The organism is Bacillus mobilis, assembly GCF_001884045.1.
GTDB lineage: Bacteria > Bacillota > Bacilli > Bacillales > Bacillaceae_G > Bacillus_A > Bacillus_A mobilis.
Genome location: NZ_MACF01000141.1, coordinates 1 through 25,584 on the forward strand (window position 1 = coordinate 1; position 25,584 = coordinate 25,584).

Genomic DNA, 25,584 nt, shown 5'->3' on the forward strand with positions numbered 1-25,584 from the left:
GTGAAACTTTAATCAGTGGGGGTTTTCTTCATCCCCCACTGATTATTAGCCCTCACCAATCGGACTTTTATGGGCAGCCCGACCCCCACCTAACTTCTTTGCTTTCGCTGAATTTTGAGGTGGGGGTCTTACTGCCCATTAAAGCGGGATAAAATACAATCTTTCCAAGATAAGTTTATATGTTTCCTCTATATAACTATGTATAATAAAAGCAAAGAGGTGGTCATTTTGAAATTAATCGCATTAGATATGGATGGTACACTACTATCATCTAATCTTGAGATCTCCAAAGAGAACTTACAGGCTATCCAAACTGCAAAAGAGGCCGGTCATATTGTCATGATTTGTTCTGGTCGTGCAAAAGAGGATGCTTTAAAATTATTGGAAGAATATAAACTATCTCTTCCAGTTGGAGCGAGCAATGGGGCAATTGTTTATGTGGATGGAAAGGTAATTAACTCGCGTTGTTTACAAAACGATAAAGTATACAAGCTTGCAAAATTACTAGAATCTGAAGGTTTTCCATATAAGCTATATACGAATAAAGGAGTTTATTCTCCATATACATGGCAAGATCAAGTCATGCAAGCGTTTGAAGAGAACAAGCATGCTCTAGATGTTACACTTGAAGAACTTGAAAGAATTACAGAAAAACAAAAGAAATCAAACTTAATTACTGATTTCCAAAAAATCGAAGATGTTGTAAATAATCCAGAATTAGAAATATCTAAATTCTTCATTTTGACATTTAATGCCGCGCATCGTGCACAGCTATTAAGCATGTTACAAGAAGACACTGATATTTCAGTTACGGCATCAGCTCCTACTAATGTAGAAATTATGGATAAGCATGGTCATAAAGGGAACGGTCTACAAGAAATGGCTGCTTATTTCAATATACCAATTGAAGATACTATTGCTATCGGGGATAACTTTAATGATGTACCAATGTTACAAGTAGCTGGCTTATCAGTTGCAATGGGAAATGCTGAAGAAGATGTAAAAAAATTATGTGATGTTGTAACATTAACAAACAATGAACATGGTGTTGCTCATGCAATCGAGCAATTTGTATTGAAACAAACTTCATCTAGTAAATAAAAAAAAGGACTCTTTCTATTTGAAAGAGTCCTTTTTTTATACATGATGACAAGCAACAAAATGCTCCTCACCAACATTACGGAATTCTGGTACTGTTTGTTTACAAATATCTGTTGCAAACGGGCAACGTGTATGAAAACGACAACCCGAAGGTGGATTTGCTGGACTTGGAATGTCACCCTCTAGTATGATTCTCTCTCGCTTCACTGTTGGATCTGGTATTGGCACAGCCGATAACAATGCTTTTGTATACGGATGAAGCGGGTTCGTAAATAACTCATCACGTGGCGCTGTTTCCACAATTGTTCCTAAATACATAATCCCGATTTTCGTACATAAATGTTCGACTACACTTAAATCATGTGAAATGAACAAATAGGATAATCCCTTTTTCTCCTGTAACTCACTAAATAAGTTAATGATTTGTGCTTGAATAGATACATCTAGTGCTGCCACAGGTTCATCAGCTACAATGAATTCCGGGTTTAATACCATAGCTCTTGCGATAACGATACGCTGACGTTGTCCACCAGAAAACTCATGAGGATACCGGTCAATATGATATGGTGCTAAGCCACATAACTCTAATACTTCTGTTACCTTTTCACGAACATTTTCTTTCGTCGCTAGTCCGTGGGCCAACATTGGCTCGCCCAGTGCTTCTCCAATTCTCATTCTCGGATTTAGTGAGCTAAATGGATCTTGAAACACAAGCTGCATATTAGGACGATGTTTTCTCAATTCCTCTTTTGATAGAGAATGAACATCGTGTCCTTTAAACTTCACTTCTCCCTCCGTTTTTTGGACGAGACGTAAAATTGTTTTTCCTATCGTCGTTTTTCCGCTTCCTGATTCACCAACAAGACCAAACACTTCGCCTTTATTAATAGTAAAACTTACTCCATCAACTGCTTTTACATGTCCAACCGTTCTACTAAATATGCCGCCTTTAATAGGGAAATAGGTTTTTAAATTTTTCACTTCTAATAATGGTTCACTCATTGTCCCGCACGCTCCTCATATAACCAACAAGCTACTTTATGATTCTCATCATGTACATTTAGATTCGGTGCTTCTTCTTTACATATTTCCATACAATGCTCACAACGGCCGCTGAAGTAGCAAAATTCATCCAAACCAACTAAATTAGGAACTTGCCCTGGAATAGAATATAGTTTATCTATTCGTTTTCCCATCACTGGTTTTGATTTCAACAAGCCTTTCGTATACGGGTGTTTCGGATTTTGGAATATCTCTAGTACTGGTGCTTCTTCAATAACTTTCCCGCCATACATAACGACAACGTAATCAGCCATTTCTGCTACAACGCCTAAATCATGTGTAATCAATAAAATGGATGTTTTAAATTCCTCTTTCACTTGTCTTAATAAGTCTAATATTTGAGCTTGAATTGTAACATCAAGAGCCGTTGTCGGTTCATCAGCAATTAATAACTTAGGATTACAACTAAGTGCAACAGCAATCATAATACGTTGTAACATCCCGCCACTTAGTTCGTGCGGATAAGAATGGACGATTTCATCCGCACGAGCTATGCCGACTTTACGAATTAACTCAATTGCTTTCTTATACGCTTCGTTTTTACTAAGTAATTCATGCTCCCTTAACGTCTCTACAATCTGTTCCCCTACAGTGAAGACCGGATTCAGCGATGTCATCGGTTCTTGGAAAATCATCGCAATATCATTACCTCTTAAACTACGAAGCTCCTTCTCTTTCATTCCTAAAAGACTTTTTCCTTCATATAAAATATCTCCACCTACTACACTGCCTGATTCAGCAATAAGTCCCATAATAGATAAAGCTGTTACACTTTTCCCGCAACCTGATTCGCCTACAACACAAACAGTTTCACCTTCTCGAACTGTAAAACTAACATGGTTTACAGCCTTTACTGTTCCTTCTTCTGTCTGAAAGTGTGTTTGTAAATCTTTCAGCTCTACTACCGCTCTACTCATATTCCCTCACCTACCGTCTCATCTTTGGATCTAACGCATCACGAAGTGCATCACCAAGTAAGTTAATTGATACAACTGTTATAAAGATTGCGAAACCAGGTGGAATCCATAACCACGGACGCTTTTGGAAATCAATTAATGAGTTAGCTGCGCTAATCATATTCCCCCATGATGGTGTAGGTGGAACAACTCCGAGACCTAAGTAACTTAGTGCGGACTCCCCTAAAATAGAACCAGCAACGCCTAATGTGGATACGACAATTAATATCGGTAAAACATTAGGAATTAAGTGATAGATAATTTTCCGGTAATCTTTTATTCCTAGTACATCAGCAGCTTGCATAAACGCCTGCTCCCTAAGTGATAAAATTTGACCTCTTACAAGACGTGCAAGCCCCGGCCAGCCTACTAAGCTTAAAATAATCATAATGACATACAGACGATAATCAGACGGTACTTTCCACTCTGATAGAATCGCTCCCATTATAATAAGTAATGGTAATCCTGGCATCGACATTAAAATATCAGCAAGACGCATAATAATATTATCAACGATGCCACGATAAAATCCTGCAATAGCCCCTAATACGGCTCCTAGTATTACCGATAAAACCATCGAAGCTAAGCCAATTGTTAATGAAATTCGTCCCGCTTGCATAAGTCTCGTTAAAATATCTCTTCCTAATTGATCTGTACCAAGCCAATGAGAAAAACTAGGTGGTTTATTAATTAACGCAACTTGTATTTTCCCTGATGCATATGGTGAAAAAAATGGTCCGATAAAACAAAATAAGAACATAAAAATTAATGCATACAACCCTACTAGCGCCATCTTATTTTTCTTTATCTTTTTAAGAGCTTGTCGCCATGGTGATGATTCATTTCTTCTCTTTTTTCCTTTTTTCTCTGTAATCGCTGTAACAGTTTCCATCTCGTTCCCCCCTTTACTTCAACCGAATACGTGGATCAACAACTGCATATACAATGTCTGCAAAAAAGTTTGAAACAATTGTTAAACAAGAAAGAAACATCGTAAATGCCATTAATACTGTATAATCACGAAAATTAAGTGCCTCTAACTGAATGTTACCGATACCTGGCCAATTAAAAATTTGTTCAATAATAATTGCTCCTGAAAATAAACCTGGTAATTCAAATGCCAATAAAGTAATCGCCGGTAAAATAGCATTTTTTAATGCATGTTTATAAATAACTGTCTTCTCCTTTAAACCTTTCGCACGTGCTGTTCGTATGTAATCTTGTCTTACAACCTCTAACATACTCGTTCTAAAATAACGAGTTAATGAACCCACTCCAAGAAGTGTCAAAATAAATACCGGTAAAACCATATGTTTTGCAACTTCTATCACATAAGCGAATCCAGTTGAATTACTACCAACATCAATCATTCCACCTATCGGTAGTAACTTAAAATCAACTGCGAACACTTTAATTAAGAACAAACCGATAAAGAAGGACGGGAATGACATTGCTGCAAAGACACCAATCGTTACAAGTTTATCGAATAAAGAATGTTGCTTCGTCGCCGATAATACGCCGATAATAAGTGCAATTAGCCAAATAAAAAATAATGCAATAATCGCTACACTAAACGAGTTCCAAATAAACTTATTTAATAGTGACGTTACAGGTTCTTGATATTGAAGCGAAAAACCAAAGTCTCCTTGTAACGCATTACCTAACCAGTGGAAATAGCGCTCGACAATTGGTTTGTTCAATCCATACAATTCCCTAAGCTCAGCTGCTCTTTCCGGTGTAATCTTTGGATTTGAATCAATATAATCACCCGGAAGAAGTGCGAACAGGAAGAAGATAATAATTGATGTTCCAAACAGTGTAGGAATCATTTGTAGCAACCTACGAACAATATATGTTTTCACCCTTTTTCTCTCCAATCTAATGCTTAAAATAGAAGAACATTTTTTCAAATCGGCACATTTCTAACCGAATGAAAAAATGTCTTCTACTTATACATTCTTCTCGTTATTTTTCAAATGATAATACTGGTAAGTTTGCACTAATACTATTGTATTTTTCAGGATCAATTCCTTTTATATTCCCGTTATAACCAGTAATTGTTCTGCGATAGTTTAATAGAATTACTGGTGGATCATCACTTAATTCTTTATAAAGTTCTTTATAGATTGGTTTACGTTTTTCAATATCTACCGTTTCAATACCTTTTTGAATTAACTCATCTACTTTTGCATTTTTATAACCAAGACTCTTCTCATTCGCACTAGATAAATATTCACCAGCTGTTTCACTTGGATCACTTGTAATCGGTGTTGAAACAGAAGCTAAGTCATAATCACCTTTGTTCACCTTTGAAAGCATCGTATTAAAGTCCATAAATTCAGGATTAAATTCTACACCTATCTCTTTATAATTCTCTTTCGCAATTGGAATTAACAAATCACTATCTTTAGCTGAACTTGGGCCGAAATAAGAAAGTTTTAATTTTTGACCATCTTTTTCACGGATTCCATCCGAGCCAACTTTCCACCCTGCTTCATCTAATAACTTTTTCGCTTTTTCTTTGTCATACTCATATTTATTAACGCCTTCTTCTGTGTAAGCCCAAGAAGTCGGATGAATTGGTACATTCGCTACCGTACCGTATCCTTTGTATGCTGTATCAACATATTTTTTACGATCTAATCCGTAGATAAGCGCTTGGCGAACCTTTTTATCCTTTAAGTACGGCTTATTATGATTCATATAAACATAACTAAATGATGGTGCTGTTTCGATTTGGATATTTGCGAATTCTAAAGCCTTAGCCTGTTCAAGAACTTCGTCACCAGTACCTAAACCAGTGTGGTCAACCTCACCTGTTTGGAATAACTGAAGCTTGGTATCGCCAGAAGTAATTTTATAAATGAAGTTTTGAATTTTTGGTTTACCCGCATAGTAATTTTCATTTGCTACAAATCGAACTTCTTGACCTGGAATATACTTTTCAAATTTATATGGACCCGCAGCTAGTGGTTTGCCATATAAATCTTTTAAGTAATCTAAACTTGTATTTTGTTTGTAATCTTTTCCGTAATAAGCTTTTGATAGTACTGTGCTACCAAAAACAAATATAGCTTGTGAATTAACCTTTTCAGTCGTAATTTTTATTGTTTGTGGATCGACAACTTCAATACCTTCAATTGAAGTTGCTTTTCCTTCTTTATATTCTTTACCACCTTTAACTGCATATTGAGAGATATCCACTTCGCCTTCATATGCCTTATCGTGTAAAAGTGTCAATGTGAACGCTACATCATCCGCTGTTAATGGCGAGCCATCGCTAAATTTCAAATCTTTACGTAAATGGAATGTATATGTTAACTGATCAGAAGAAACGTCCCACTTCTCAGCTAATTCTGGAATTGGTTTCCCTTGTTTATCGGTTGATATGAGAGATGCAAAAATAACTGAAGTTACGTTTCCGTCCCAACCATTTTGTTGGAAATATGGTAAAAATACGCCGCCTGGTTTATTAATCCCAACAACTAACGTATCTTTTCTATTCTTCGCTTTATCTGGCACTTTCGTTTTATCTGTAGCAGCAATCTTTTCTATTTTTATGTTTTTTAAATCCTGCTGTTTAACCGGTTCTGTAGAAGCCGTATCCTCCTGTCCCCCACAAGCAGATAACACAAGCGAACTACTCAGTAATACCGAAAATACACCAGCCCATTTTTTTGTCTTTGTCTTCATTGTCCCCACCCTAACTGTTTAATAGTTATACCCTTTGAACTTATTAGCTTATGTATGCCTCCCACAGCACTTTTATAGCCAATCGGAAAAGTCGGTTTTAATCGTAAAAAAATAGATGTTTTTGAGGGGTAACAATCCTATTCCGACCTTTCCGGTAGACTTTATGGTTATTAGCTTATATCGTCAGTTATATTTTGTCAATTCTTTCTGAATAAATATTTTGATAATTCTTCCTAAATTATTTTTCTATCTTCAATTTAGGTAAACTTAATAAAATACCGTTATAGTTATCTTCTTGCAATCCTTGAATGCGTGCATGATGTGCAGACACAACTTTGCTATTATTTAAGAAGATTACAGGCGGGTCTTCACTTAACTGTTGATATAACTTTTTATAAATTTCTTTTCGCTTTTCAATATCCAACGTTTCTAATGCTTGCTTAGCTAATTCATCTACTTTTGGATTATAATATCCATCATAATTTCGTTTACTTGTTGAAACAAACTCCTCAATCGTTCCACTCGGATCATCAATCATTGGCGTAGATACCATCGCCAAATCATAATCACCTTTTATCACTTTTGAAATCATCGTATTAAAGTCCATATATTCTGGGTTAAACTCTACACCAAGCTTTTTATAATCTTCTTTCATCACAGGAATCATTACATCATTTATTTTACTTGCTGATGAGGCAAAATAACTTACTTTCAGTTTTTGTCCGTCCTTTTCACGAATTCCATCCGAACCAGCTTTCCACCCAGCCTCATCCAGTAGTTTCTTCGCCTTCTCTAAATTATACTCATATTTATTAATACCCTCTTCTGTATACGCCCAAGAAACTGGCGTAATCGGTACATTAACGAGTGACGCATATCCTTGGAAATACGTATCAATAACCTTTTGACGCTCTAATCCATAAATAAATGCTTGGCGGACACGTTTATCTTTAAAGTATGGCTTCTTATAATTCATTTTAATGTAGCCGTAAGAGCTTCCTGTATATACATTAATATTAGCAAAACCTAAATCCTTTAACTGTTCAATCGTCTCCGCGTTTGTCGTAAAACCATCATAATCTACTTCTCCCGCTTGAAATTGTTGTAGCTTCGTATCACCTTTTGTAATTTTATAAATAAAGTGCTCAATCTTCGGCTTTCCTTCAAAATAATTTTCATTTGCTACAAATCGAACTTCTTGACCAGGAATATATTTATCCAATTTATAAGCTCCTGCTCCCAGCGGCTTCCCATACAATTCTTTTAAATACTCCAAGTGTCCTTGTTTATACTCTTTCCCGTAATAAGCTTTTGAAATCACTTCTCCGCCAATTAACGATAATGTTTGGGCATTTACCTTTTCAGTTGTAATTTTAATTGTTTTCGAATCTACGACCTGAATTCCCTCAATAGAATTCGCTTTTCCTTCTTTATATGCTTGCCCACCTTTTATTGCTGTTTGACTTATATCAGTCGCACCACTATAAGTTGGATCATGTAATAACGTTAATGTAAATGCTACATCATCTGCAGTTAACGGGGATCCATCACTAAACTTTAAATCATCTTTCAAATGGAACGTATATGTAAGCTGATCCTCCGAAATATCCCACTTCTTCGCTAAAATTGGAATTGGTTTTCCTTCCTTATCGAGTCCAACAAGGGGAGCAAAGATAGCTTGCGTTATGTTACCATCCCATCCATTCTCCATAAAGTGCGGAAGGAATATCCCGCCAGGACTTGGCATTCCAACTACAAAAGTATCTTTTCTTTCTTTTACTTTAGTAGGACTTTTTGCTTTGTCGCTTGCTTTAATAAATTCATCTTTTACTTTTAGTACGTTCCCGGCTTCATTTGTACTTGCTTCCTCTTGACCACATCCGGCTAGTAATACCGATACACTAAGAAATGTAGCAAGTGCTCCTTTAAAAGCATTTTTCATTAGACGCTCACCTTTACCTTCCTAATTTTTAACGATGTAGGAACATAGCCCCCTTTCTGTAACTATCTTTATTTTACCTATAAAAATAGTATGAATTAATTTCAAGATTATTCCTTTCCTTTCACCATGTCAATTGTTCTCTTTTATTTCGTATTAAAAAATTAAAAATCCACTTCTATTCGTTCCGTATGGGACATAGAATACTAATAACCAATTACCAAAAAGGGGGCGAAAACATGGACAACCTATTCCAATACGTCCTGCACTACGTATTATTAACAATTATGATAGTCGGGGCGCTATTACTATTCCCATTCTTCCCAAAGTTCGTCCTCTTTTTAGCTTTTTTTATTATGCTCGGGATCGCCATTATCATTTCAACAAGAGAAGATACGACACAAAAAGAAAACAGAGTTCAGCGCGTAAAGCTGTAACTCTGTTTTTTTGTTTTCAATCACGAATCGCCGTTCACATACTTATGTCTCGGGAAATAATTTATCGATCCAAAAAGCTTCTAATACCTTTTATGTTTCACACCCTATGCCAATTACGGAACAAAGATTTATCAAATTTACTGTTTCACGTGAAACACAACTTTTACTTATCTCTTAAAATAAAGTATCCATATAAAAAAGCGAATTCCTTCAGTAAAACTGAAAGGAATTCGCTTTCCACTTTTTACTCCACAATATTCTCTAACTCATTATATAACTCCGCTCGTAACAACTCTTGCTTCGTTTTTTCCTCATACAATTGTTCAAGCATTTCAACATCAACTACATGTTCCATCTTACACTCAAGCGTATATATATCTTCTTCTACACGCATTAAATCGGTTTCAATCTCCTCAACATTCCTAACTTCTTTCTTTTTTATAGGAGCTGTTTCCATACTTTTTCTTCCTTGGCGTTGCTGCTTTATTACTTGTGTCTCAAGTTTTTCTTCCCACTTTTGACGCGCCCATGCATAGTTCCCTGCAAACTCAAATAATTTACGCTCATCAATCCAATACGTCTTTTCAAATAACTTATTTAAAAAATAACGATCATGTGAAACAGCTAAAATTGTTCCATTATATTGTTCGAGAGCTTCCTCTAAAACTTCCCTTGATTCAATGTCGAGATGGTTTGTCGGCTCATCTAAAATTAAAAAATTGATATCTTGATACATAAGTTGCGCAAGCCTTAATCTCATTTTTTCTCCACCGCTCAGTTGCGTTACTTTCTTAAACACCGCTGGACCATAAAATAAAAACTTAGCTAATATATGTCTCGCTTCTCCCTCTGTTACAGCTACATATTCCCTGAAAGCTTCTAATACATTACTCTTCACATTTCCGTACGCATGCTGTGATAAATAACCGATTTTCACACTACTACCAATTCGAATTTCACCAGCGTCTGGTTCTATTTCTTCTAATAGTAATTTTAGTAGCGTTGTCTTTCCTGTACCATTACGACCAACGATCGCCGCACGCTCTTGAAAACGAACATGTAAACTCGCTTCATTAAATAAAAGATGGCCAGCGAACCCTTTACTCACTTCTTTCATTACAACAACATCTTTCCCACTTCTCTCTTGCCCTTCAAACTGAAGTCCCATTTGTTTTCGTTCTAAAATAGGTTTCTTTAGTTTCTCTATACGTTCCAGTGCCCGTTCCATACTTCTCGCTCTCTTATGCAATCCTTCATTCGGAGGATTCGCCTGATTTGCCCATTCACGTAGTCGCTTAATTGCTTCTTTCATTTTCTTTATTTTCTTTTGCTGTTCTTGATAAGCCTGGAACTCCTGCAGCAACCGTTCTTCCTTTTCCTCAACAAACTGAGAATAGTTTGTATGATACACGTGAATCTCTCCATCTTCTAAATCAAAAATCTTCGTTACAACTTCATCAAGGAAATAGCGATCATGTGAAATAACCATAACCGTTCCATTGTATTCTTTTAAAAATTGTTCTAGCCATTCTACGGCGAATAAATCTAAATGATTGGTTGGTTCATCTAATAGAAGTAGATCTGGTTTCTGCAATAGCATATATGCAAGACTTATCTTTGTTTGTTCTCCACCACTTAACTCCAGAAAGGATCGAGGAAATAGTTCTGTCACCTGTAGCCCATTTGCTACCTTCATCAAATTCGCTTCTATTTCATAACCACCAAGGAACGCAAACTTTTCTTGAATTACTCCGTATCTCTCCATTAACTTTTGTAAAGCAGACGATTCTCGTTCTTCCGCCATATTTTTTTCTAAAGTACGCATTTCTCTTTCTAATTCCTTTTCTGCTTTAAAAGCCGAACTCAGTACATCATATACAGTCATATCCTCATCAAATTTCGGAATTTGTGCCACATGACCAATACGTGTACCTTTCTTCATATGAATGGCTCCTGCATCTAAACTTTCCATTCCAGTTAGAAGCTGAAAGATTGTTGTCTTCCCACTACCGTTACGACCAACTAATCCAACACGTTCACCATTCTTTATTTCAAGCGATATATTTTCAAATATGATGTTTCCACCAAAAGATTTCGTTACATTATTTACACTACAAATTGTCATTTTCCGTACTCCTTTCAATATAAAAAACCATGGGAAAGAAACATTCCCCATGGTTTTCGACATAGAAAAAGGAAGCCAAATAGCTCCCTTTTCACACGTTTATTAAAAATGGGTGAAGAGATTTCTATCGTTCAATAGCTACTATGCAATTGTTAAAAAAGGACAGACGTATCCCGTTAACAACTACATCATGAAAAATCGCACGACAAAAATAGATATAATCTAAAAATTTGGCACGTGCAGCTAAAGAACGTTTCATCTCATTCACCTCTTTCGTACGGAATTTAATACTTACTTCTTTATTATACTTTCCCATTTCATGTTTGAATAGTCATTTTTCTGAAAATAATGAAGATAGACTAAACATTTCAATAAGTGACATCAAATCTTACAAAACTGTTATGTTCACGTAATGGAAAGCGATAGTACGAAAAGATGCCTCCCTATACAATAAAGATGTAAACAAGAGAGACAACAAAAGGAGGAAACAATCATGATGAAAGAAATCGTAAAAGCAATCTTTGAGGTATTAGTGAACGGACAAGCAGTTGTAAAAGAACTAAACGAACTATAAAAAGGAGTGAGAGAATATGATGAACATGGTAAAAATGATTTTACACGCTCTAGTTGATGCAAAAGCAGTTAGCCAAGAATTAAACCAACAATAAAAAAGGGGTAAACGAATATGAAGAAAGCCATTATTGTAATCGTGAGTACAGCAATTGCCTTATACACAATAAAAAATAGAAAAAAGAAACATAATAAAAACGATCTATATTATCCATACACATTATTAAAGAAAAAATAAAAGACAAGGTACCCTGTTGTAATGAGGATATCTTGTCTTTTATTTTTCCTATTCCCTTTAAAGGATTTCCGTCTTCTTTTCACGAATGTATTAAGCGGGATTTTTACACACATTTTAAAGGGGCATATATACAAATGGATAAACAACAACTATACTTTTTAAACGATATCGGCAAACAAAAACCAGAAAGCATCCGGAATAGAAGCGCTGCATGTCCTTTTTGTGACAGAGAAAATTTAACAGATATTTTAGCAACTGAGGGCTCGATTATTTGGCTGGAAAACAAATTTCCTACATTAAAAGATACATTTCAAACGGTGCTAATCGAAACCGATAATTGTGAAGATCATATTGCGACATATACAGAAGAACATATGAGATCGCTAATTCGTTTCTCGATTAAACATTGGTTAGGCTTACAGAAGAATGAAGAATTCACATCTGTGATTTTATACAAAAATCACGGGCCATTCTCAGGCGGAAGTTTGCATCATGCACACATGCAGATTATCGGAATGAAATATGTAGACTATCTCGGTAACGTAGAACAGGACAACTTCCGAGGAGTAATTGTACAAAAAAACGAACGCATTGAACTCAATATTTCAGATCGTCCTATTATTGGTTTTACTGAATTTAATATCATCATTGAAGATATTGGATGCATAGATGAACTAGCAAATTATATTCAGCAAACTGTACGTTATATACTGACAGATTTCCATAAAGGATGTAGTAGTTATAACTTATTCTTCTATTACTTGAACGAAAAAATCATTTGTAAAGTTGTTCCTAGGTTTGTCGTTTCACCATTGTATGTAGGATATAAAATACCGCAAGTTTCTACAAAACTAGAAGACGTGAAAATACAACTAGCGCAGTATTTCATACAAGAAAAGGATGAAGTTATTCATAAAAAAACAGAGTAGGTACAAAAAACCTACTCTTTTATTACGCCTTTATTTCGATAGTACACATCTTCTAATCCGATGTTATACTTCATGTTATTATCCGTCCACTCGGGCCCTAAATTTCCTGGCCATCCAGATGTATTTGCTACATATTTTAGTAATGCAAAATCCGTCAAACCTTTCTGCACCCCGCGCTTATACCCTTTCATTAAATGCGGCATTGCAATTTGCGCATTTGTGCGCGGATCTTTCAACTCTTCATCAGTTAAATGATCTGGTGCAAGCCCGCCACCGCGATGCAATTGAAACAATCCGAATGAAGTTCCGTTATCTCCAATACTTCTTGGATTTAACCGGCTTTCATGTTCGGCAATTGTAAGAGGTATCCATTCTGGAAGATTGACTTTCTTTGCTTCCTCTATAATAATTTGTTTCATCTGTTTTGCTTCCTCTGAGTCAACATAGCTTGTCTCATTCACTAGCTTGTCCATTCCTTCAGACTTTCCTTGGAAATATAAGTACACCCCAAGAACAACTAAAAATCCTACAAAGAATTTCTTCACTACCTCTACCTCTTTCTCCGCTGAAATTTGTCCCCTTTCAGCCTTCTTCCCTTTACAATTACCCACATTCTATCATTCTCTTACCCTTTTATCATAGCAAATAACTATGCATATTATCATCATGCTTTAGACCGATTTTGTGAAAAAACAGCTGGTAAATACGTGCAAAAATGTAACTTTCATAGACTACAACGTATTTCTTGTATATAATTGTAAATTGAACTCTACATATAGAATAGGAGCAGACCAAATGAAGAAGTGCATATTACTCTTGTTCAGCATTTTACTACTTATCCCTATCCACACCTCTGCACAAACATCATCAAAACCAAAAGTACTTGTTTTATACAGTACAAAAGACGATCAAATTACAAATAATATTCAAATCCTTAATACTCAATTAGGACATTTTACAAACGATATAACTACGAAAAGTTTAAAAAAGGCTAATGAAATTACTAATTCATCTTCTTATACACATATTGTCTATATCGGTGAGCAAAAAGAAGAATTTCCTACTGAAACAAAACAACTGATAGAAAATTTCTCAGGCCCAGTATTAGTTTTAGGACAAAATGTTGAACAATTATCTAATCGCTTTTCTTTCATTACACTAAAGGATAATGATATACGAGTTAATAAAATCGAATATCCAAGCCATAAGCTAAAAAACACTTTAGAAGAGGAACGATTGATTCAAGCTTTTGATACCAACGGAACTGTTCTTGCTAACGCTTTAAGCCCAAATAGCAAGAGCCCACTAATCGTCCAGCATGAAACATCTTATTATGTTGCAACATCAAATCTCTTTGACTGGATGTCTCATTACGTCGGCGAAATGTTATTTTCTTACTTCGGACAAAAACCAATGACAGATAAAGTGGAAGCTTATTTACGTCTTGAGGATGTTCATCCAGCCGCAGATATAAATAAATTAAAAGAAATTGCTGAATTACTAAAAGAGAAAAAGATTCCTTACATGATTACAGTCATACCGGTATATAAAGATCCGGATACAGGAAAGACAATACATTTAAAAGATAAACCTGAGCTAGTCGATCTTTTACGCTCTATGCAAGATGATGGTGCAGCAATTATTATGCATGGTTATACGCACCAATTTTATGATAGTGAAACTGGAGAAGGTTTTGAATTTTGGGACGTAAAAACAGACCAACCAATTCGTCAACCGAAGCATGAAGAACCAAAAACAAAAGATGACTTTCCTAATATAGAAGCATATAATGCATACGTAAAAAAAGGGGAAGAATTTGAAGAAAAATATACGACTGAGCATATTGAAAAAGGTATTCAAGAACTTGTAGATGCCAAACTATATCCTGTCGCATTTGAAGCACCCCATTACACGATGTCCCAAAAAGGATATGAAATATTATCAAGATACTTTTCAACTTATGTAGGACAACTACAGTTAAGTGATACAACTTGGAAATCCATGCACTCACCATTTTATACAAGCACCCCATCATTTTTACACGGGATGAAATTAATGCCTGAAACAGTTGGTTTTATTGAAGAAGATAAGCCACATGCTATTGCAAAGATGAAGGAACGTGCTGTATCTGTTGCTAAATTATCCGATGGAGTTATTGGTGCATTCTATCATCCTTACTTAGGTGTGAAACCATTAAAAGAAGTATTAAAGGATCTAGAAAGCATTCCGAATATAGAATGGATTGATTTACAAAAAGAAACAAATGAAGTGAAAATGCAAGATATTCATATTACTACTAATAAGGACGGCATTCACGTTGAAAAACCAACAAGCGCAAGCGACGTAATGGACTATGTAAAACAATATGGATTCTTCCTTATACTTGGTTTCTTCATCATTGTCTTTCTATTGTTATTAAGACGTGCGAAAAAATTAGAATCCTAAAATAAAACCACCAAGCAAAATGCTTGGTGGTTTTTTAACTTAAACCAAAACGCGGCATATTATTAATAACCCATTGATTATTTTCATAAATAAATTCAACTTCTACTTTTTCCGTTACATTATCATAATCATTATACGTTTCTACCTGCGCTTTTATTTTTCCATCCTTTAGCTCGGCAGAAATAATTTTTGTAAATTTAGTTGCTGCTTTTGATCCTGGATCTCCAATAGCGTAGTGCATTTTTCCATTTAACTCTTTAATATACTTACTCTTCATGTACTCTGCTATAAATGGTTGTGAGAAGTACGTAGATAGCGTAGTCTCTAAAGTATCCTTCGTATTATAAATAGGATTCACTAATTCCCCGTATGAAAAATCTCCTACTCGTTTTGGGTTTCCTGTTAGTGCAGCCATTTGAACATTAGTAAGTTCCTTCTGTGCATTCCATACTTTCTGTAACATAACATCATCTGCTAATTTCTTATCTTTTTCTTCATTTGATTTCTTTGTATCTAAATTTAAAATAGTTCCATTATCTGTATAAAGATACATATCTCCTGCTACAAAATATAAATAGGATTTAGTTGGTTCAACCGTTTTATTATAAATTACTTTTTCATTTCCACCATTCATTTTCTTCTTATATACTCCATCCTTTTTTAAATAATAAAAAGTATCCCCTTTCACATTCATCTGCAGGGCATCCTTTACCAATAACTTTTCGTTATTTTGTTGAATGTCTATTTCATATATGCCATGCTCAGCTTCATTTGTTTCAAAAGGTAACGAAAAGTCGACAACAGCATATAATTTTTCATTATTATAAGTAGCACTATATATTGTTGCATAATTTTCCTTTGACCAAGTTTTATTATCTTTTGTCACTTGTGTTCCACGATTTTTATTCCAATGTAGAATACTATCGTCTATCGTTTGAGACCAACCTGAGTTTTTAAATACCGCTTCTTCTTCCTGCCCCGTTTTCAAATCCATTTTTACTATTCCTACAATATCAAAACCACCATGCTCAGAATATTTTTTCGGATAAAATAAAGTTTGATCTTTTATATAAACATAATTTGTATCTGCTTTTAACGTGTCTAGCTTTTTGTTAGATATATCATACTTCATTAAAGAAGATAATCCCGCATTCTTATCTTCATCCGTATGAATAAAATATAAAGCTTTGTCTTTTATATTTATGTACGAAGCATTTACACCTTCCACTACACGTTCCGAAGTCTGAAATTGATCTTTCGTACGATAAATGCCTCCTGTATTTTTATCACCATTTACCGCATAGTAAACCCATCCCTTACTCTCTACCATCTTCCCTTTATTAGAACTGTTTCCAACCGTATTCCCATTTTTCTCATTTTCTTTCATTTGTTTTTCAACTACTGGATCAATTGATTCTTCCTTCTTCTCCTGTGTTGTGTTTGGATTTATAACCTTTTTTTCTGCCTCACACCCAAACGCTACAAGTGAAAGTACACCGACCATCATTGTAATAGCTATTTTTTTATATGTTCTCCCCATTTTCTTCCCCACTTCCCTCATCAAATTAAGCACATCATAAATTATAGAAAATACTAGAAAAAATATCCATAATAAAAAGGATAAGAGTAACTCTCCTATCCTTTCAAGTAAAATTGAATCGTATTTTCATATATCGTTTCCGCAACCCTATCAACAGATATGTTTTTTATAACACTAATTTCCTTCAATACCTCTCGAATCATTCTCGGATGCGTCATAACATTCTCTTGAAATTCCCACGGTCCGTCCGTTTCTACCATCATATATTCAAGTGGATAATACAAAACAATTTTTCTAATTTTCTCCTTATATAAAACATCTGGCGTGATAGAAATATAATAACCGTTCCCGATCATCCGTTTCATTGTTGTTTCACTTCCTTTAAACCAATGGAAATGTGCGCGTGAAACTTTATATTTCTCCAATAAATCACATACAATATCAGCATCTTCATAAACTGCATGCAATATAATTGGTAAATCATATTTACTAGCTAGTTCAACAAATCGTTGTAACACCGACATATATGAATTGACAGCAATGTGCTCATCTTCTTTTCTTAAATAATATGGTAAGCCTACTTCACCAATCGCAACTATGTCTTCTACATGCTCTTCAATTAATTTATAAATTTGCTCACATTCTTCTTTATGAATTGGTTGCTCCGGATGAAAACCTATAGCTGGATGTACAAAAGGATATCGCTTTGCTAAAGATAAAGTTTCTTTACATGATTGATAATTCATAGATACCGCGATAAGCCCCTTTATCTCTTTACTATGTTCCACATCTTTAAGTAATCTACTTCTTTCTTCATCCTTATATTGGTCAACATGTATATGGCTATCAATCCATTTCATATTTATTCCCCCATAAAAAAAACAAGAAAGGATCTCCCTTCTTGTTTTATCATCTATGTTATTTAACAATTAAGTTTGTTATGATATCAAATAATCCAATACATACTACGGCAACAGTAAAGTAGCTACAGAAATCTTTAATTGGAAACTTCACTACTTCTTCTTTACGCATCCCAGTTTTCTCCCTTCTTACTATATCCCTAATTATTTTTATCTATTTGTATCTATTATGCAAAAAATATGACAAATTTACTATCGAATTAACTTACGTAAACCTTACAATGTTGTAAGGTTTATAAAAAGAACCTCATCTACATACAGATGAGGGCTATTAAAAAGTAGTTGGTTTTCATTCTTCATTCATATTACAAACAGAAAGTAATACAGTGAGACTTTCTAAGTACACTATATAAAATTCACTATCTTTTAACCATCGAATTACATTACAGAAGGCTTACATGTTTGTAAGCTATGTGTAATGTAATTCGATAGTTTACCTTCGCTACATCTCGTACAATAAAGTGAAACTTTAATCAGTGGGGGTTTCCTTCATCCCCCACTGATTATTAGCCCTCACCAATCGGACTTTTATGGGCAGTTGATCCCCCACCTAACTTCTTTGCTTTCGCTGAATTTTGAGGTGGGGGTCTTACTGCCCATTAAAGCGGGATAAAGTTAGAAAGTAAGCCAAATAAGAAGAACACTCACATAACCAAATTACATTGCTAGTAGCTACTCTTCTTATACCTTTCACTCATGCTACTACAATGTACCCCCTTCCCCTTTATATAATGAAGAAGGTCTTAGTCCATATGGACTAAGGCCTTCTTACACACCCAAAAATACCCCTACCTAGTATTTTTATTTTCGACAAAAAATAGGTGGGGGTATAATTCGCTATCTCATCGCTAAAAGTTTACTCTTCGCATTAATAGGAATATTTACAGCTTCAATTTCTTCAATCGCCTCGCCATAGCGCCCTTTTGCATACACCTTCAATGCTTCATCTCTCTTTAACATATGCTTAACAGTCTTCTTTATTTTTTGTTCTTTTCCACGTTCATCAAATGCAATTAATTCATATTCATACCATTCATCACCAATAGGCTGACCAATTGTATTCACAACAGTATAGTATTCTTTCGTCTTATAAAGCGGATTATATTTATCGATAACCGGTCCAAGTTTCGTAGGCAGTAACATTATTACTATCACTACCATCGCTATTATAGTAGTGATCATTTTTTTCTTCATAATAAACATTCCTCCTCAGCAGGATATATATACATCCATTTTAAAAAGAAGGAATAAAATCTACTATTGAATCTCATTACATTACACTTACATTTTTGTAAGAATTAAAAAAGGTGAACGAATTTACTCGTTCACCTTTTAGCTCGCTTTAAAGCCACCGCCAAGTACATCACGTACATCATGAATAACAACGAAAGCATCTTCATCTACTCGGCTGATAACTTGCTTTAACTTAACAAGCTCTTGTTTATTAATAACAATATATAATACTTCTTTATTTTTACCAGTATATCCGCCGCGTCCTTCTAATACAGTGACACCGCGTGTCATGTTTCTCGTAATAGTTTCACGTATTAAGTCTGGTTGATTCGAAATAATTGTAACAGCCGTTTTTGTATCCATTCCTTCTACAATGAAATCAATCACTTTCGCTCCAATGAATACTGCAACAAGTGTGTACATTGCTTTTTCTTGTCCTATTATAAATACAGACCCAGCAATTACAACGATATCAATAATAAGTACGCCTTTACCTACGCTCCACCCTAAATATTGATTTGCTAACTGAGCTAAAATTGCCGATCCTCCTGATGTACCTCCAGCTTTGAACATACAGCCTAATCCAACACCGACAAATAAACCAGCGAATAGAGCAGCTAATAACGTATCACTATTTACATGATACTCAATATGTTCCGTAACATATAAAAACAAGGATGTTTCTACAATCCCTAAAATTGTATAAACCATCGTTTTCTTATCAAAAAATTTATAACCGATAGCTAGTAAAATTGCATTTATAGCAAAGTTCACAATCCCCGGCGACCAATCAAATAAATAGTACGTAACAACCGTTACACCAATAATTCCACCCTCTGATAAACGGTTTGGAATTGCAAAGTAATTAATACCAATTGCGAATAATAATGAACCAATTGTAATTAGTGTTATTTCCTTTATACGTTGATTAACCATAGTTCATACCTCCCCCCATTTGACATTGTATCACTATCTCCTAGAGGTTTAGAAGTTGTTTTTATTGCGCATTTTCACTCTTAAAGATCGAGATATTATGTTTAAACAAAGGGGTGATTAATTATTCATATTTGCTCTAACTGTACGGACAAATCGCTCCACATTCCCCTTCTGAATATACTTAGCTCGAATGGTTTCATAATTACAAGTACATTCGAAATGCGGACGACAAACTATGCTATCTATATGCAAATACGAATAATCTTTAACTGTTGCAGGATAGTATGGAAATTTCCCGTAAAAGAGGAGACGTCTAGTAGTAGCCGCAAAAATCCCATGCTGATACGATAGCGCAAAATCATCCTTCTCAAATATCCCTACTACAAAGGCCAAAATCTTTTCATCATCTTCTATATACTTTTTCATACTCGATAAAAGTTCATTCATGCATATTCCTCCAAAAATACTATTCTTGAAAAGAATCCATGGATTATTACAGACCGGTTTAACTCCTTTATAAAGTATGAAACGCGTTTCCTGTCAAAGATATTTCAAAAAAATAATCCGTTATGCAATTTACACATAACGGATTAAAACTAAACAGTAGAGCGTTCCACAAGTTCGTATGGAATCTCCACCTTTTCTTGTTTAGAACTTTCATCACTTATTTGCCTGTAAAACATTTCAAAGGCTTTTTTACCTATGTCCTTTAAATTTTGATCAATGGTTGTAAGTTGTAACACTTGCGAAATAGGTTGATTATCAAATCCAATAATCGCTAAATCTTTAGGAACTTGAATACCTAATTTTTCAGCTTCTGTCATCACCCCAATCGCAACTTCATCTCCTGCTACTATTAACGCTTCAGGAAGATGCTGCATCTCCTTTAATTTATGAGCCACTCTCACACCATCTTCTAATGTAAAGCATTCTGTGAAAATCCATTCTTCATTCACTTCTTCATCTATAGATTGCAATTGCTGTTTATAAACATCAAAACGCTTTTGACTACTCGGTCCTAACTTCCTTCCCGTGCAATAACCAATTTTTTTATAATCTTTCTCGATTAAATACTCCATTCCTAATTGAAAAGCGGCCGAATGATTCGTATATACACTTGAGATATTTGAAATATCATTATCTTCACAAGCAACAATTGCCCCATAGGAAGCATACGGCTCTATCGTTTCCCAATCGTTTGCACGAGAACAAATAATAAGACCATCCAATTGTTTTGTTTTTAACATATGTAAACTTTTCATTTCTTCTTTTTTATTATAATTCGTTTGGCAAAGTAGCACTCTGTAATTATGAGCTAACGCCACCTCCATCATCCCGCCCACCATCGCATCAAAGCATGGATGATTAATATACGGTAAAATCACACCAACAATATTCGTTTTCCCTTTTGATAAATGAACAGCATTTGCGTTTTGCGAGTAATTCAATTTCTCAACTATCTCTATAACCGCTTTCCTTTTTTCTTCACTTACATACGGATGATCATTCAATACTCTCGAAACAGTCGTAACTGAAACTCCCGCCATCTTTGCAATATCTTTAATATTAGCCATACACTCACCTCTACTTTTAAATTAATGAATTCCATGCACATATGTCAAATCTACTCATCATTACACCTGCATTCGTTTTTCTTACAAAAGTGTAATTTTCCTGTAAGCTAATTCGATAGTGACTCCCCGCAATATTTCATACAATTAAGTCAGAAGGAAACAACAACTATTCGAAAAGGAGCGGATTCATATGATGAACAAAATGAAATCAAACAATTTTTTAAATACAATGGGCATGGTATTTTCTGCTCTAATCGATGCTAAAGCTGTTGCTTCTACATTAAACAAGTAAGGAGAATTCATTATGAACAATATCACTTTTAACAAATTAGATTTTTTAGGACTAGCTAGCGGATCAGTTCTTCTTACTGCTTTTATTTACGCCGCTACGCTTGTATAAATTTCGTGTCCCCTTTCCCCCTTATTATAAATAGTAATAGAAAAGACGACCGTCTATGCCCGGTCGTCTTTTCTTATTTTTGATTTGATTGCAAAGTTTCCTTTAGCTCCTCAAACTTCTCATTTAATTGATCTGTCATCATTTTCATAGCTGTTTTTCGATCTATTTGTTCTTCAGCATCAATTTGAATTGGGTCTCCAAAAATCAATTGTGCCTTTTTCCCCTTTATTAATTCTTTTACACTTGATGGACCAACATAAGCTGCCGGTACTAACGGGACATTAGAACGTAGCGCAATCGTAACAGCTCCAGCTTTTAATGAAACGTCTTCTGTTGATCGCGTTCCACTTGGGAAGATCCCTACTACTTTTCCTTCCTTTAATAAGCGTGACGGAATTTTGAGTGTGCTCGGTCCTGGATTTGCACGATCTACAGGGAATGCATTCACATTTTTAAAGAACCAGTTTTTGAATTTCCCTTCAAATAATTCTTTTTTAGCCATGTAATGAATTTGGGTCGGATACATCCCTGTAGCTAACATTAATACATCCATAAAACTTGTATGTGTACACGCAACAACATACGGGCCGCCTTCTGGTAACTTTTCTCTTCCTTGCACTTCTACTTTTCCAGCTGTTTTAAATATATATTTCAACAAAAATGTAATTGGTTTATACATTTGTTTCGTTCCTTTCTGAACATCCGAATTATAATCATTCTCTTACAACGATTATAACACTAAGTTTTAGGAGTTGGTAATAAAAATGAGTATTAATTGTTAAATTTCAATTCTTACAAAAGTGTAATTTTCTTGTAAGCTAATTCGATAGTTACTTCTTGCAATATTTCATACAATTAAGTCAGAAAGAAACAACAACTATTCGAAAAGCAGCGGATCAATATGATGAACAAGATGAAAACGAACAATTTTTTAAATACAATGGGCATGGTATTTTCCGCTCTAATCGACGCAAAAGCTGTTGCTTCTACATTAAACAAGTAAGGAGAATTCATTATGAACAATATCACTTTTAACAAATTAGATTTTTTAGGATTAGCTAGCGGCTCTCTTCTTCTTACTGCTTTTATTTACGCTGCTACGCTTGTATAACTTTGTGTCCCCTTTCCCCTTTATATAGAAAAAGACGACCGTCTATGCCCGGTCGTCTTTTTAAATGTTTCTTTCTTTTAACTCTTTTAAAAGCTGTATCATTTCAGCTTGTTGTTTTATCTTCTTACGACCATTTCGGTTAATCGCTGCAAGCTCACAAGCAACTCCGACAGCAAAGAAAAACAATACACTTTCTAACATGTGAAATCCTCCAATTGCCTACTAAACAGCTTGGCGTAATTGCTCTTCTTGTAAAACCTTCTTATTTATTTTTTCTTCTTTTCTCTGACAAACGTTATTGCGAATAAGTGCTGCAATAACAAGTAAAGTTCCTACAATATCAAACATCGTTATTTTGTATCCTTGCATCATCATAATCATTAAAGTCGTAATCGGCACAAAGTTAATAAATAAAATCCCATTAATAGATGATAAAATCTTCACACCGTAATTCCAAGCGAGTAACGCTACGATTCCCGGTAATGTCATCATAAACAATAAATCATATTTCACGATAGAAATCGTTCCCATACTCGGAACCGATACATATCCAAGCGATGTAATAATTACAGTTATAATCCCTGTGACAGTCGTACCGAATACACACGTCAACGTAGAATAACGTAATGTTGACCAGTCGCTACACGTTTGACCACCCATCGTATAAATAACCCAGCCTACAACTCCAACAAATATACATGCTAGTGAAAACATGTTATCTTTCAACGTTAAAAAGAAACTCATATCACCTTTTGTAATAACAAATATAGCTCCTACAAAAGCGATAATCATGCTCGTTATCATATACTTTTTCGGTTTTACATGCTTATATCCCCATAAAATACAAATAGAAATCATCGGCATAAGTGCTTCCATAATGGAGGCTACCATCACGCCTGATTTTCCCATTAACATTTGACCTAAAAATATAAGTACATTATATACAGTAAACGCCATCGTCCCGAAAAAGACGAGTAACTTTCCTCTTCCCTCTAAACGAAATGCCTGCCTTCCTTCTTTCGCTAACAACAATACAATCAATACGATTGCCACCGCTCCATAGCGAATAAGAGAAAAATAAAATGGATCTATGTATTCTAGCGCATGATCAGCAACCGGAAACATTGCTCCCCACGACATACTTGCAATTAAACACGCTAAAGCCCCTATTATCATTTGACCTTTTTTCACCACAATCCCCCACTTCTTTCTATTTGCACAAAGAGAATTGTAAAAGAAAAAATATATCACGTAAAATGATTCGAAATGATGTTAACTATCACTTATAATGATAGTTAACATCAAGGAGGAGCATAAAATGGAATTAAGAGACTTACAAATCTTCCAAAGCGTTGCCGACCAAGGTAGTGTAAGCGGCGCAGCAAAGGAATTAAACTACGTACAATCAAATGTAACTGCACGTATTAAACAACTAGAAAACGAACTAAAAACACCGCTCTTTTATCGTCATAAACGAGGTATGACTTTAACAGCCGAAGGAAGAAAAATGCTCGTTTATGTTCATAAAATTTTGCAAGATGTTGACGAGCTAAAACAAGTATTTTTAGATAGTGAAACACCCTCCGGTATATTAAAAATTGGTACAGTCGAAACAGTAAGTACATTACCTACCATTTTATCTTCTTACTATAAACGCTATCCGAATGTCGACTTATCATTACAAGCAGGTCTAACAGAAGAATTGATTAGAGAAGTCCTTAATCATCAATTAGATGGTGCCTTTATATCAGGTCCAATTAAACATCCACTAATCGAACAATATGATGTTAGTACAGAGAAATTAATGCTTGTAACACAAAATAAAGCTTTTCATATTGAAGAATTTACAACCACGCCCCTACTCGTTTTTAACCAAGGATGTGGATACCGTTCCAAACTAGAACGATGGCTGAAAGATGAGGGTTTGCTACCAAAAAGAATTATGGAATTTAATATATTAGAGACAATATTAAACAGTGTTGCACTCGGCCTTGGAATTACACTCGTACCACAGTCCGCTGTCCACCATCTTTCTAAAGCTGGTAAGGTACATTGTCATGCAATCCCTGAAAAATATGGTAGTATTTCAACGGTTTTCATACGCCGTAAAGATAGCTATATGACGAATTCAATGCGTAGCTTTTTAAAAACAATTGAAGAGCATCATCATATCAATATGCTTTAAAAGACATTCTTACACGAATGTCTTTTTTTCTTACAAAAGTGTAAGCCTTCCGTAAGCTAATTCGATAGTTGTAGGCGATCATATTCCCTATAATTAAGATATAAAGCAGGGCAACAACAATTCGAAAAGGAGCGGATACGCATGATGAACAAAATGAAATCAAACAAATTTTTAAATACAATGGGCATGG

26 protein-coding genes are annotated in these 25,584 nt (G+C 34.9%); 8 read left to right on the plus strand and 18 right to left on the minus strand.

Annotated elements, in window-relative coordinates; genetic code table 11:
• Positions 1 to 228: 228 nt before the first annotated feature.
• Positions 229 to 1,101, plus strand: coding sequence for a Cof-type HAD-IIB family hydrolase (locus BAQ44_RS27250; RefSeq protein ID WP_000766410.1), 873 nt, complete (start codon positions 229 to 231; stop codon positions 1,099 to 1,101).
• Between the two features lie 36 nt (positions 1,102 to 1,137).
• Here BAQ44_RS27250 and BAQ44_RS27255 read toward each other — a convergent pair whose 3' ends face one another.
• The 6 genes from BAQ44_RS27255 to BAQ44_RS27280 form a co-directional block, all read right to left on the minus strand.
• Positions 1,138 to 2,103, minus strand: a complete 966-nt coding sequence (locus BAQ44_RS27255) for an ABC transporter ATP-binding protein (RefSeq protein WP_001294507.1) — start codon at positions 2,101 to 2,103, stop codon at positions 1,138 to 1,140.
• A complete protein-coding gene (locus BAQ44_RS27260) occupies positions 2,100 to 3,080 on the minus strand; it encodes an ABC transporter ATP-binding protein (protein ID WP_063259893.1) in 981 nt (326 codons plus the stop codon). Before BAQ44_RS27260 ends, BAQ44_RS27255 begins: the two co-directional genes overlap by 4 nt.
• Before the next feature lie 10 nt (positions 3,081 to 3,090).
• Positions 3,091 to 4,011, minus strand: coding sequence for an oligopeptide ABC transporter permease (gene opp4C, locus BAQ44_RS27265; protein WP_063259892.1), 921 nt, complete (start codon positions 4,009 to 4,011; stop codon positions 3,091 to 3,093).
• A 13-nt stretch (positions 4,012 to 4,024) separates the two neighbouring features.
• Entirely contained in the window at positions 4,025 to 4,981 is a 957-nt protein-coding gene (locus BAQ44_RS27270; RefSeq protein WP_071724839.1) for an ABC transporter permease, read from the minus strand.
• A 103-nt stretch (positions 4,982 to 5,084) separates the two neighbouring features.
• Entirely contained in the window at positions 5,085 to 6,812 is a 1,728-nt protein-coding gene (locus BAQ44_RS27275) for an ABC transporter substrate-binding protein (RefSeq protein ID WP_063259891.1), read from the minus strand.
• Positions 6,813 to 7,050: 238 nt separating this feature from the next.
• The gene (locus tag BAQ44_RS27280) at positions 7,051 to 8,754 is read right to left on the minus strand and encodes an ABC transporter substrate-binding protein (RefSeq protein WP_071724841.1); all 1,704 of its coding nucleotides are present in this window, start codon (positions 8,752 to 8,754) and stop codon (positions 7,051 to 7,053) included.
• Positions 8,755 to 8,990: 236 nt separating this feature from the next.
• Between BAQ44_RS27280 and BAQ44_RS27285 the strand changes: the two genes are divergently transcribed.
• Positions 8,991 to 9,188, plus strand: a complete 198-nt coding sequence (locus tag BAQ44_RS27285) for a hypothetical protein (protein WP_000369258.1) — start codon at positions 8,991 to 8,993, stop codon at positions 9,186 to 9,188.
• Positions 9,189 to 9,432: 244 nt separating this feature from the next.
• Here the strand turns inward: BAQ44_RS27285 and abc-f are convergent, their stop codons facing one another.
• A complete protein-coding gene (abc-f, locus tag BAQ44_RS27290) occupies positions 9,433 to 11,313 on the minus strand; it encodes a ribosomal protection-like ABC-F family protein (RefSeq protein WP_071724843.1) in 1,881 nt (626 codons plus the stop codon).
• 124 nt (positions 11,314 to 11,437) lie between these two features.
• The gene (locus BAQ44_RS30710) at positions 11,438 to 11,572 is read right to left on the minus strand and encodes an RAxF-45 family protein (protein ID WP_046956655.1); all 135 of its coding nucleotides are present in this window, start codon (positions 11,570 to 11,572) and stop codon (positions 11,438 to 11,440) included.
• 426 nt (positions 11,573 to 11,998) lie between these two features.
• Here BAQ44_RS30710 and BAQ44_RS30595 point away from each other — a divergent pair, with 426 nt between their 5' ends.
• The gene (locus BAQ44_RS30595) at positions 11,999 to 12,121 is read left to right on the plus strand and encodes a hypothetical protein (protein ID WP_063259888.1); all 123 of its coding nucleotides are present in this window, start codon (positions 11,999 to 12,001) and stop codon (positions 12,119 to 12,121) included.
• A gap of 134 nt (positions 12,122 to 12,255) precedes the next feature.
• Positions 12,256 to 13,050, plus strand: a complete 795-nt coding sequence (locus tag BAQ44_RS27300) for a DUF4931 domain-containing protein (protein WP_071724845.1) — start codon at positions 12,256 to 12,258, stop codon at positions 13,048 to 13,050.
• 11 nt (positions 13,051 to 13,061) lie between these two features.
• Here BAQ44_RS27300 and BAQ44_RS27305 read toward each other — a convergent pair whose 3' ends face one another.
• Complete coding sequence (locus tag BAQ44_RS27305; RefSeq protein ID WP_063259895.1) at positions 13,062 to 13,595, minus strand: transglycosylase SLT domain-containing protein; 534 nt, start codon at positions 13,593 to 13,595, stop codon at positions 13,062 to 13,064.
• A gap of 250 nt (positions 13,596 to 13,845) precedes the next feature.
• Between BAQ44_RS27305 and BAQ44_RS27310 the strand changes: the two genes are divergently transcribed.
• The gene (locus BAQ44_RS27310; RefSeq protein ID WP_071724847.1) at positions 13,846 to 15,495 is read left to right on the plus strand and encodes a DUF2334 domain-containing protein; all 1,650 of its coding nucleotides are present in this window, start codon (positions 13,846 to 13,848) and stop codon (positions 15,493 to 15,495) included.
• A gap of 34 nt (positions 15,496 to 15,529) precedes the next feature.
• On the opposite strand, the gene BAQ44_RS27315 is transcribed toward BAQ44_RS27310, so the two are convergent.
• The 6 genes from BAQ44_RS27315 to BAQ44_RS27345 all read right to left on the minus strand — a co-directional run bounded on the left by BAQ44_RS27315 (position 15,530) and on the right by BAQ44_RS27345 (position 21,698).
• Positions 15,530 to 17,035, minus strand: coding sequence for a DL-endopeptidase inhibitor IseA family protein (locus BAQ44_RS27315; protein WP_071724849.1), 1,506 nt, complete (start codon positions 17,033 to 17,035; stop codon positions 15,530 to 15,532).
• 95 nt (positions 17,036 to 17,130) lie between these two features.
• On the minus strand, positions 17,131 to 17,895 hold the full coding sequence (locus BAQ44_RS27320; RefSeq protein ID WP_071724851.1) for a TatD family hydrolase: 765 nt from the start codon (positions 17,893 to 17,895) through the stop codon (positions 17,131 to 17,133).
• Positions 17,896 to 18,792: 897 nt separating this feature from the next.
• Positions 18,793 to 19,149 carry a YxeA family protein gene (locus tag BAQ44_RS27330; RefSeq protein WP_063259883.1) on the minus strand — a complete coding sequence of 119 codons (357 nt, stop codon included), beginning with the start codon at positions 19,147 to 19,149 and terminating at the stop codon, positions 18,793 to 18,795.
• A gap of 138 nt (positions 19,150 to 19,287) precedes the next feature.
• Entirely contained in the window at positions 19,288 to 20,124 is an 837-nt protein-coding gene (locus BAQ44_RS27335; RefSeq protein ID WP_063259882.1) for a YitT family protein, read from the minus strand.
• 117 nt (positions 20,125 to 20,241) lie between these two features.
• A complete protein-coding gene (locus BAQ44_RS27340; RefSeq protein WP_071724853.1) occupies positions 20,242 to 20,571 on the minus strand; it encodes a PH domain-containing protein in 330 nt (109 codons plus the stop codon).
• A gap of 149 nt (positions 20,572 to 20,720) precedes the next feature.
• Entirely contained in the window at positions 20,721 to 21,698 is a 978-nt protein-coding gene (locus tag BAQ44_RS27345; protein ID WP_061677923.1) for a LacI family DNA-binding transcriptional regulator, read from the minus strand.
• A gap of 304 nt (positions 21,699 to 22,002) precedes the next feature.
• On the opposite strand from BAQ44_RS27345, the gene BAQ44_RS27350 reads away from it, so the two are divergent.
• Positions 22,003 to 22,098 (plus strand): DUF3948 family protein, encoded by a 96-nt coding sequence (locus BAQ44_RS27350; RefSeq protein WP_001060010.1) that lies wholly within the window; start codon positions 22,003 to 22,005, stop codon positions 22,096 to 22,098.
• A 73-nt stretch (positions 22,099 to 22,171) separates the two neighbouring features.
• Here BAQ44_RS27350 and BAQ44_RS27355 read toward each other — a convergent pair whose 3' ends face one another.
• Positions 22,172 to 22,777, minus strand: a complete 606-nt coding sequence (locus BAQ44_RS27355; RefSeq protein WP_000277789.1) for a lysophospholipid acyltransferase family protein — start codon at positions 22,775 to 22,777, stop codon at positions 22,172 to 22,174.
• A gap of 336 nt (positions 22,778 to 23,113) precedes the next feature.
• Here BAQ44_RS27355 and BAQ44_RS27360 point away from each other — a divergent pair, with 336 nt between their 5' ends.
• The gene (locus BAQ44_RS27360) at positions 23,114 to 23,209 is read left to right on the plus strand and encodes a DUF3948 family protein (RefSeq protein WP_001060007.1); all 96 of its coding nucleotides are present in this window, start codon (positions 23,114 to 23,116) and stop codon (positions 23,207 to 23,209) included.
• 60 nt (positions 23,210 to 23,269) lie between these two features.
• Here BAQ44_RS27360 and BAQ44_RS27365 read toward each other — a convergent pair whose 3' ends face one another.
• Positions 23,270 to 23,410 (minus strand): YrzO family protein, encoded by a 141-nt coding sequence (locus tag BAQ44_RS27365; protein WP_061677922.1) that lies wholly within the window; start codon positions 23,408 to 23,410, stop codon positions 23,270 to 23,272.
• 21 nt (positions 23,411 to 23,431) lie between these two features.
• Positions 23,432 to 24,400 carry a DMT family transporter gene (locus BAQ44_RS27370; protein WP_063259879.1) on the minus strand — a complete coding sequence of 323 codons (969 nt, stop codon included), beginning with the start codon at positions 24,398 to 24,400 and terminating at the stop codon, positions 23,432 to 23,434.
• Positions 24,401 to 24,527: 127 nt separating this feature from the next.
• Between BAQ44_RS27370 and BAQ44_RS27375 the strand changes: the two genes are divergently transcribed.
• Positions 24,528 to 25,394, plus strand: coding sequence for a LysR family transcriptional regulator (locus BAQ44_RS27375; protein ID WP_061677920.1), 867 nt, complete (start codon positions 24,528 to 24,530; stop codon positions 25,392 to 25,394).
• The last annotated feature ends 190 nt before the right edge of the window (positions 25,395 to 25,584 follow it).

Excerpts from the sequence above, each read along its gene's own strand:
- BAQ44_RS27345 (WP_061677923.1), bottom strand. The coding sequence starts at position 21,698 with ATGGCTAATATTAAAGATATTGCAAAGATGGCGGGAGTTTCAGTTACG.
- BAQ44_RS27255 (WP_001294507.1), bottom strand. The coding sequence starts at position 2,103 with ATGAGTGAACCATTATTAGAAGTGAAAAATTTAAAAACCTATTTCCCT.
- BAQ44_RS30595 (WP_063259888.1), top strand. The coding sequence starts at position 11,999 with ATGAAGAAAGCCATTATTGTAATCGTGAGTACAGCAATTGCCTTATAC.
- BAQ44_RS27365 (WP_061677922.1), bottom strand. The coding sequence starts at position 23,410 with ATGTTAGAAAGTGTATTGTTTTTCTTTGCTGTCGGAGTTGCTTGTGAG.
- BAQ44_RS27375 (WP_061677920.1), top strand. The coding sequence starts at position 24,528 with ATGGAATTAAGAGACTTACAAATCTTCCAAAGCGTTGCCGACCAAGGT.
- BAQ44_RS27360 (WP_001060007.1), top strand. The coding sequence starts at position 23,114 with ATGAACAATATCACTTTTAACAAATTAGATTTTTTAGGATTAGCTAGC.
- opp4C (WP_063259892.1), bottom strand. The coding sequence starts at position 4,011 with ATGGAAACTGTTACAGCGATTACAGAGAAAAAAGGAAAAAAGAGAAGA.
- BAQ44_RS27340 (WP_071724853.1), bottom strand. The coding sequence starts at position 20,571 with ATGAATGAACTTTTATCGAGTATGAAAAAGTATATAGAAGATGATGAA.
- BAQ44_RS27335 (WP_063259882.1), bottom strand. The coding sequence starts at position 20,124 with ATGGTTAATCAACGTATAAAGGAAATAACACTAATTACAATTGGTTCA.
- BAQ44_RS27260 (WP_063259893.1), bottom strand. The coding sequence starts at position 3,080 with ATGAGTAGAGCGGTAGTAGAGCTGAAAGATTTACAAACACACTTTCAG.
- abc-f (WP_071724843.1), bottom strand. The coding sequence starts at position 11,313 with ATGACAATTTGTAGTGTAAATAATGTAACGAAATCTTTTGGTGGAAAC.
- BAQ44_RS27320 (WP_071724851.1), bottom strand. The coding sequence starts at position 17,895 with ATGAAATGGATTGATAGCCATATACATGTTGACCAATATAAGGATGAA.
- BAQ44_RS27275 (WP_063259891.1), bottom strand. The coding sequence starts at position 6,812 with ATGAAGACAAAGACAAAAAAATGGGCTGGTGTATTTTCGGTATTACTG.
- BAQ44_RS27350 (WP_001060010.1), top strand. The coding sequence starts at position 22,003 with ATGAACAATATCACTTTTAACAAATTAGATTTTTTAGGACTAGCTAGC.
- BAQ44_RS30710 (WP_046956655.1), bottom strand. The coding sequence starts at position 11,572 with ATGAAACGTTCTTTAGCTGCACGTGCCAAATTTTTAGATTATATCTAT.
- BAQ44_RS27285 (WP_000369258.1), top strand. The coding sequence starts at position 8,991 with ATGGACAACCTATTCCAATACGTCCTGCACTACGTATTATTAACAATT.
- BAQ44_RS27330 (WP_063259883.1), bottom strand. The coding sequence starts at position 19,149 with ATGAAGAAAAAAATGATCACTACTATAATAGCGATGGTAGTGATAGTA.
- BAQ44_RS27355 (WP_000277789.1), bottom strand. The coding sequence starts at position 22,777 with ATGTATAAACCAATTACATTTTTGTTGAAATATATATTTAAAACAGCT.
- BAQ44_RS27310 (WP_071724847.1), top strand. The coding sequence starts at position 13,846 with ATGAAGAAGTGCATATTACTCTTGTTCAGCATTTTACTACTTATCCCT.
- BAQ44_RS27315 (WP_071724849.1), bottom strand. The coding sequence starts at position 17,035 with ATGGGGAGAACATATAAAAAAATAGCTATTACAATGATGGTCGGTGTA.
- BAQ44_RS27300 (WP_071724845.1), top strand. The coding sequence starts at position 12,256 with ATGGATAAACAACAACTATACTTTTTAAACGATATCGGCAAACAAAAA.
- BAQ44_RS27280 (WP_071724841.1), bottom strand. The coding sequence starts at position 8,754 with ATGAAAAATGCTTTTAAAGGAGCACTTGCTACATTTCTTAGTGTATCG.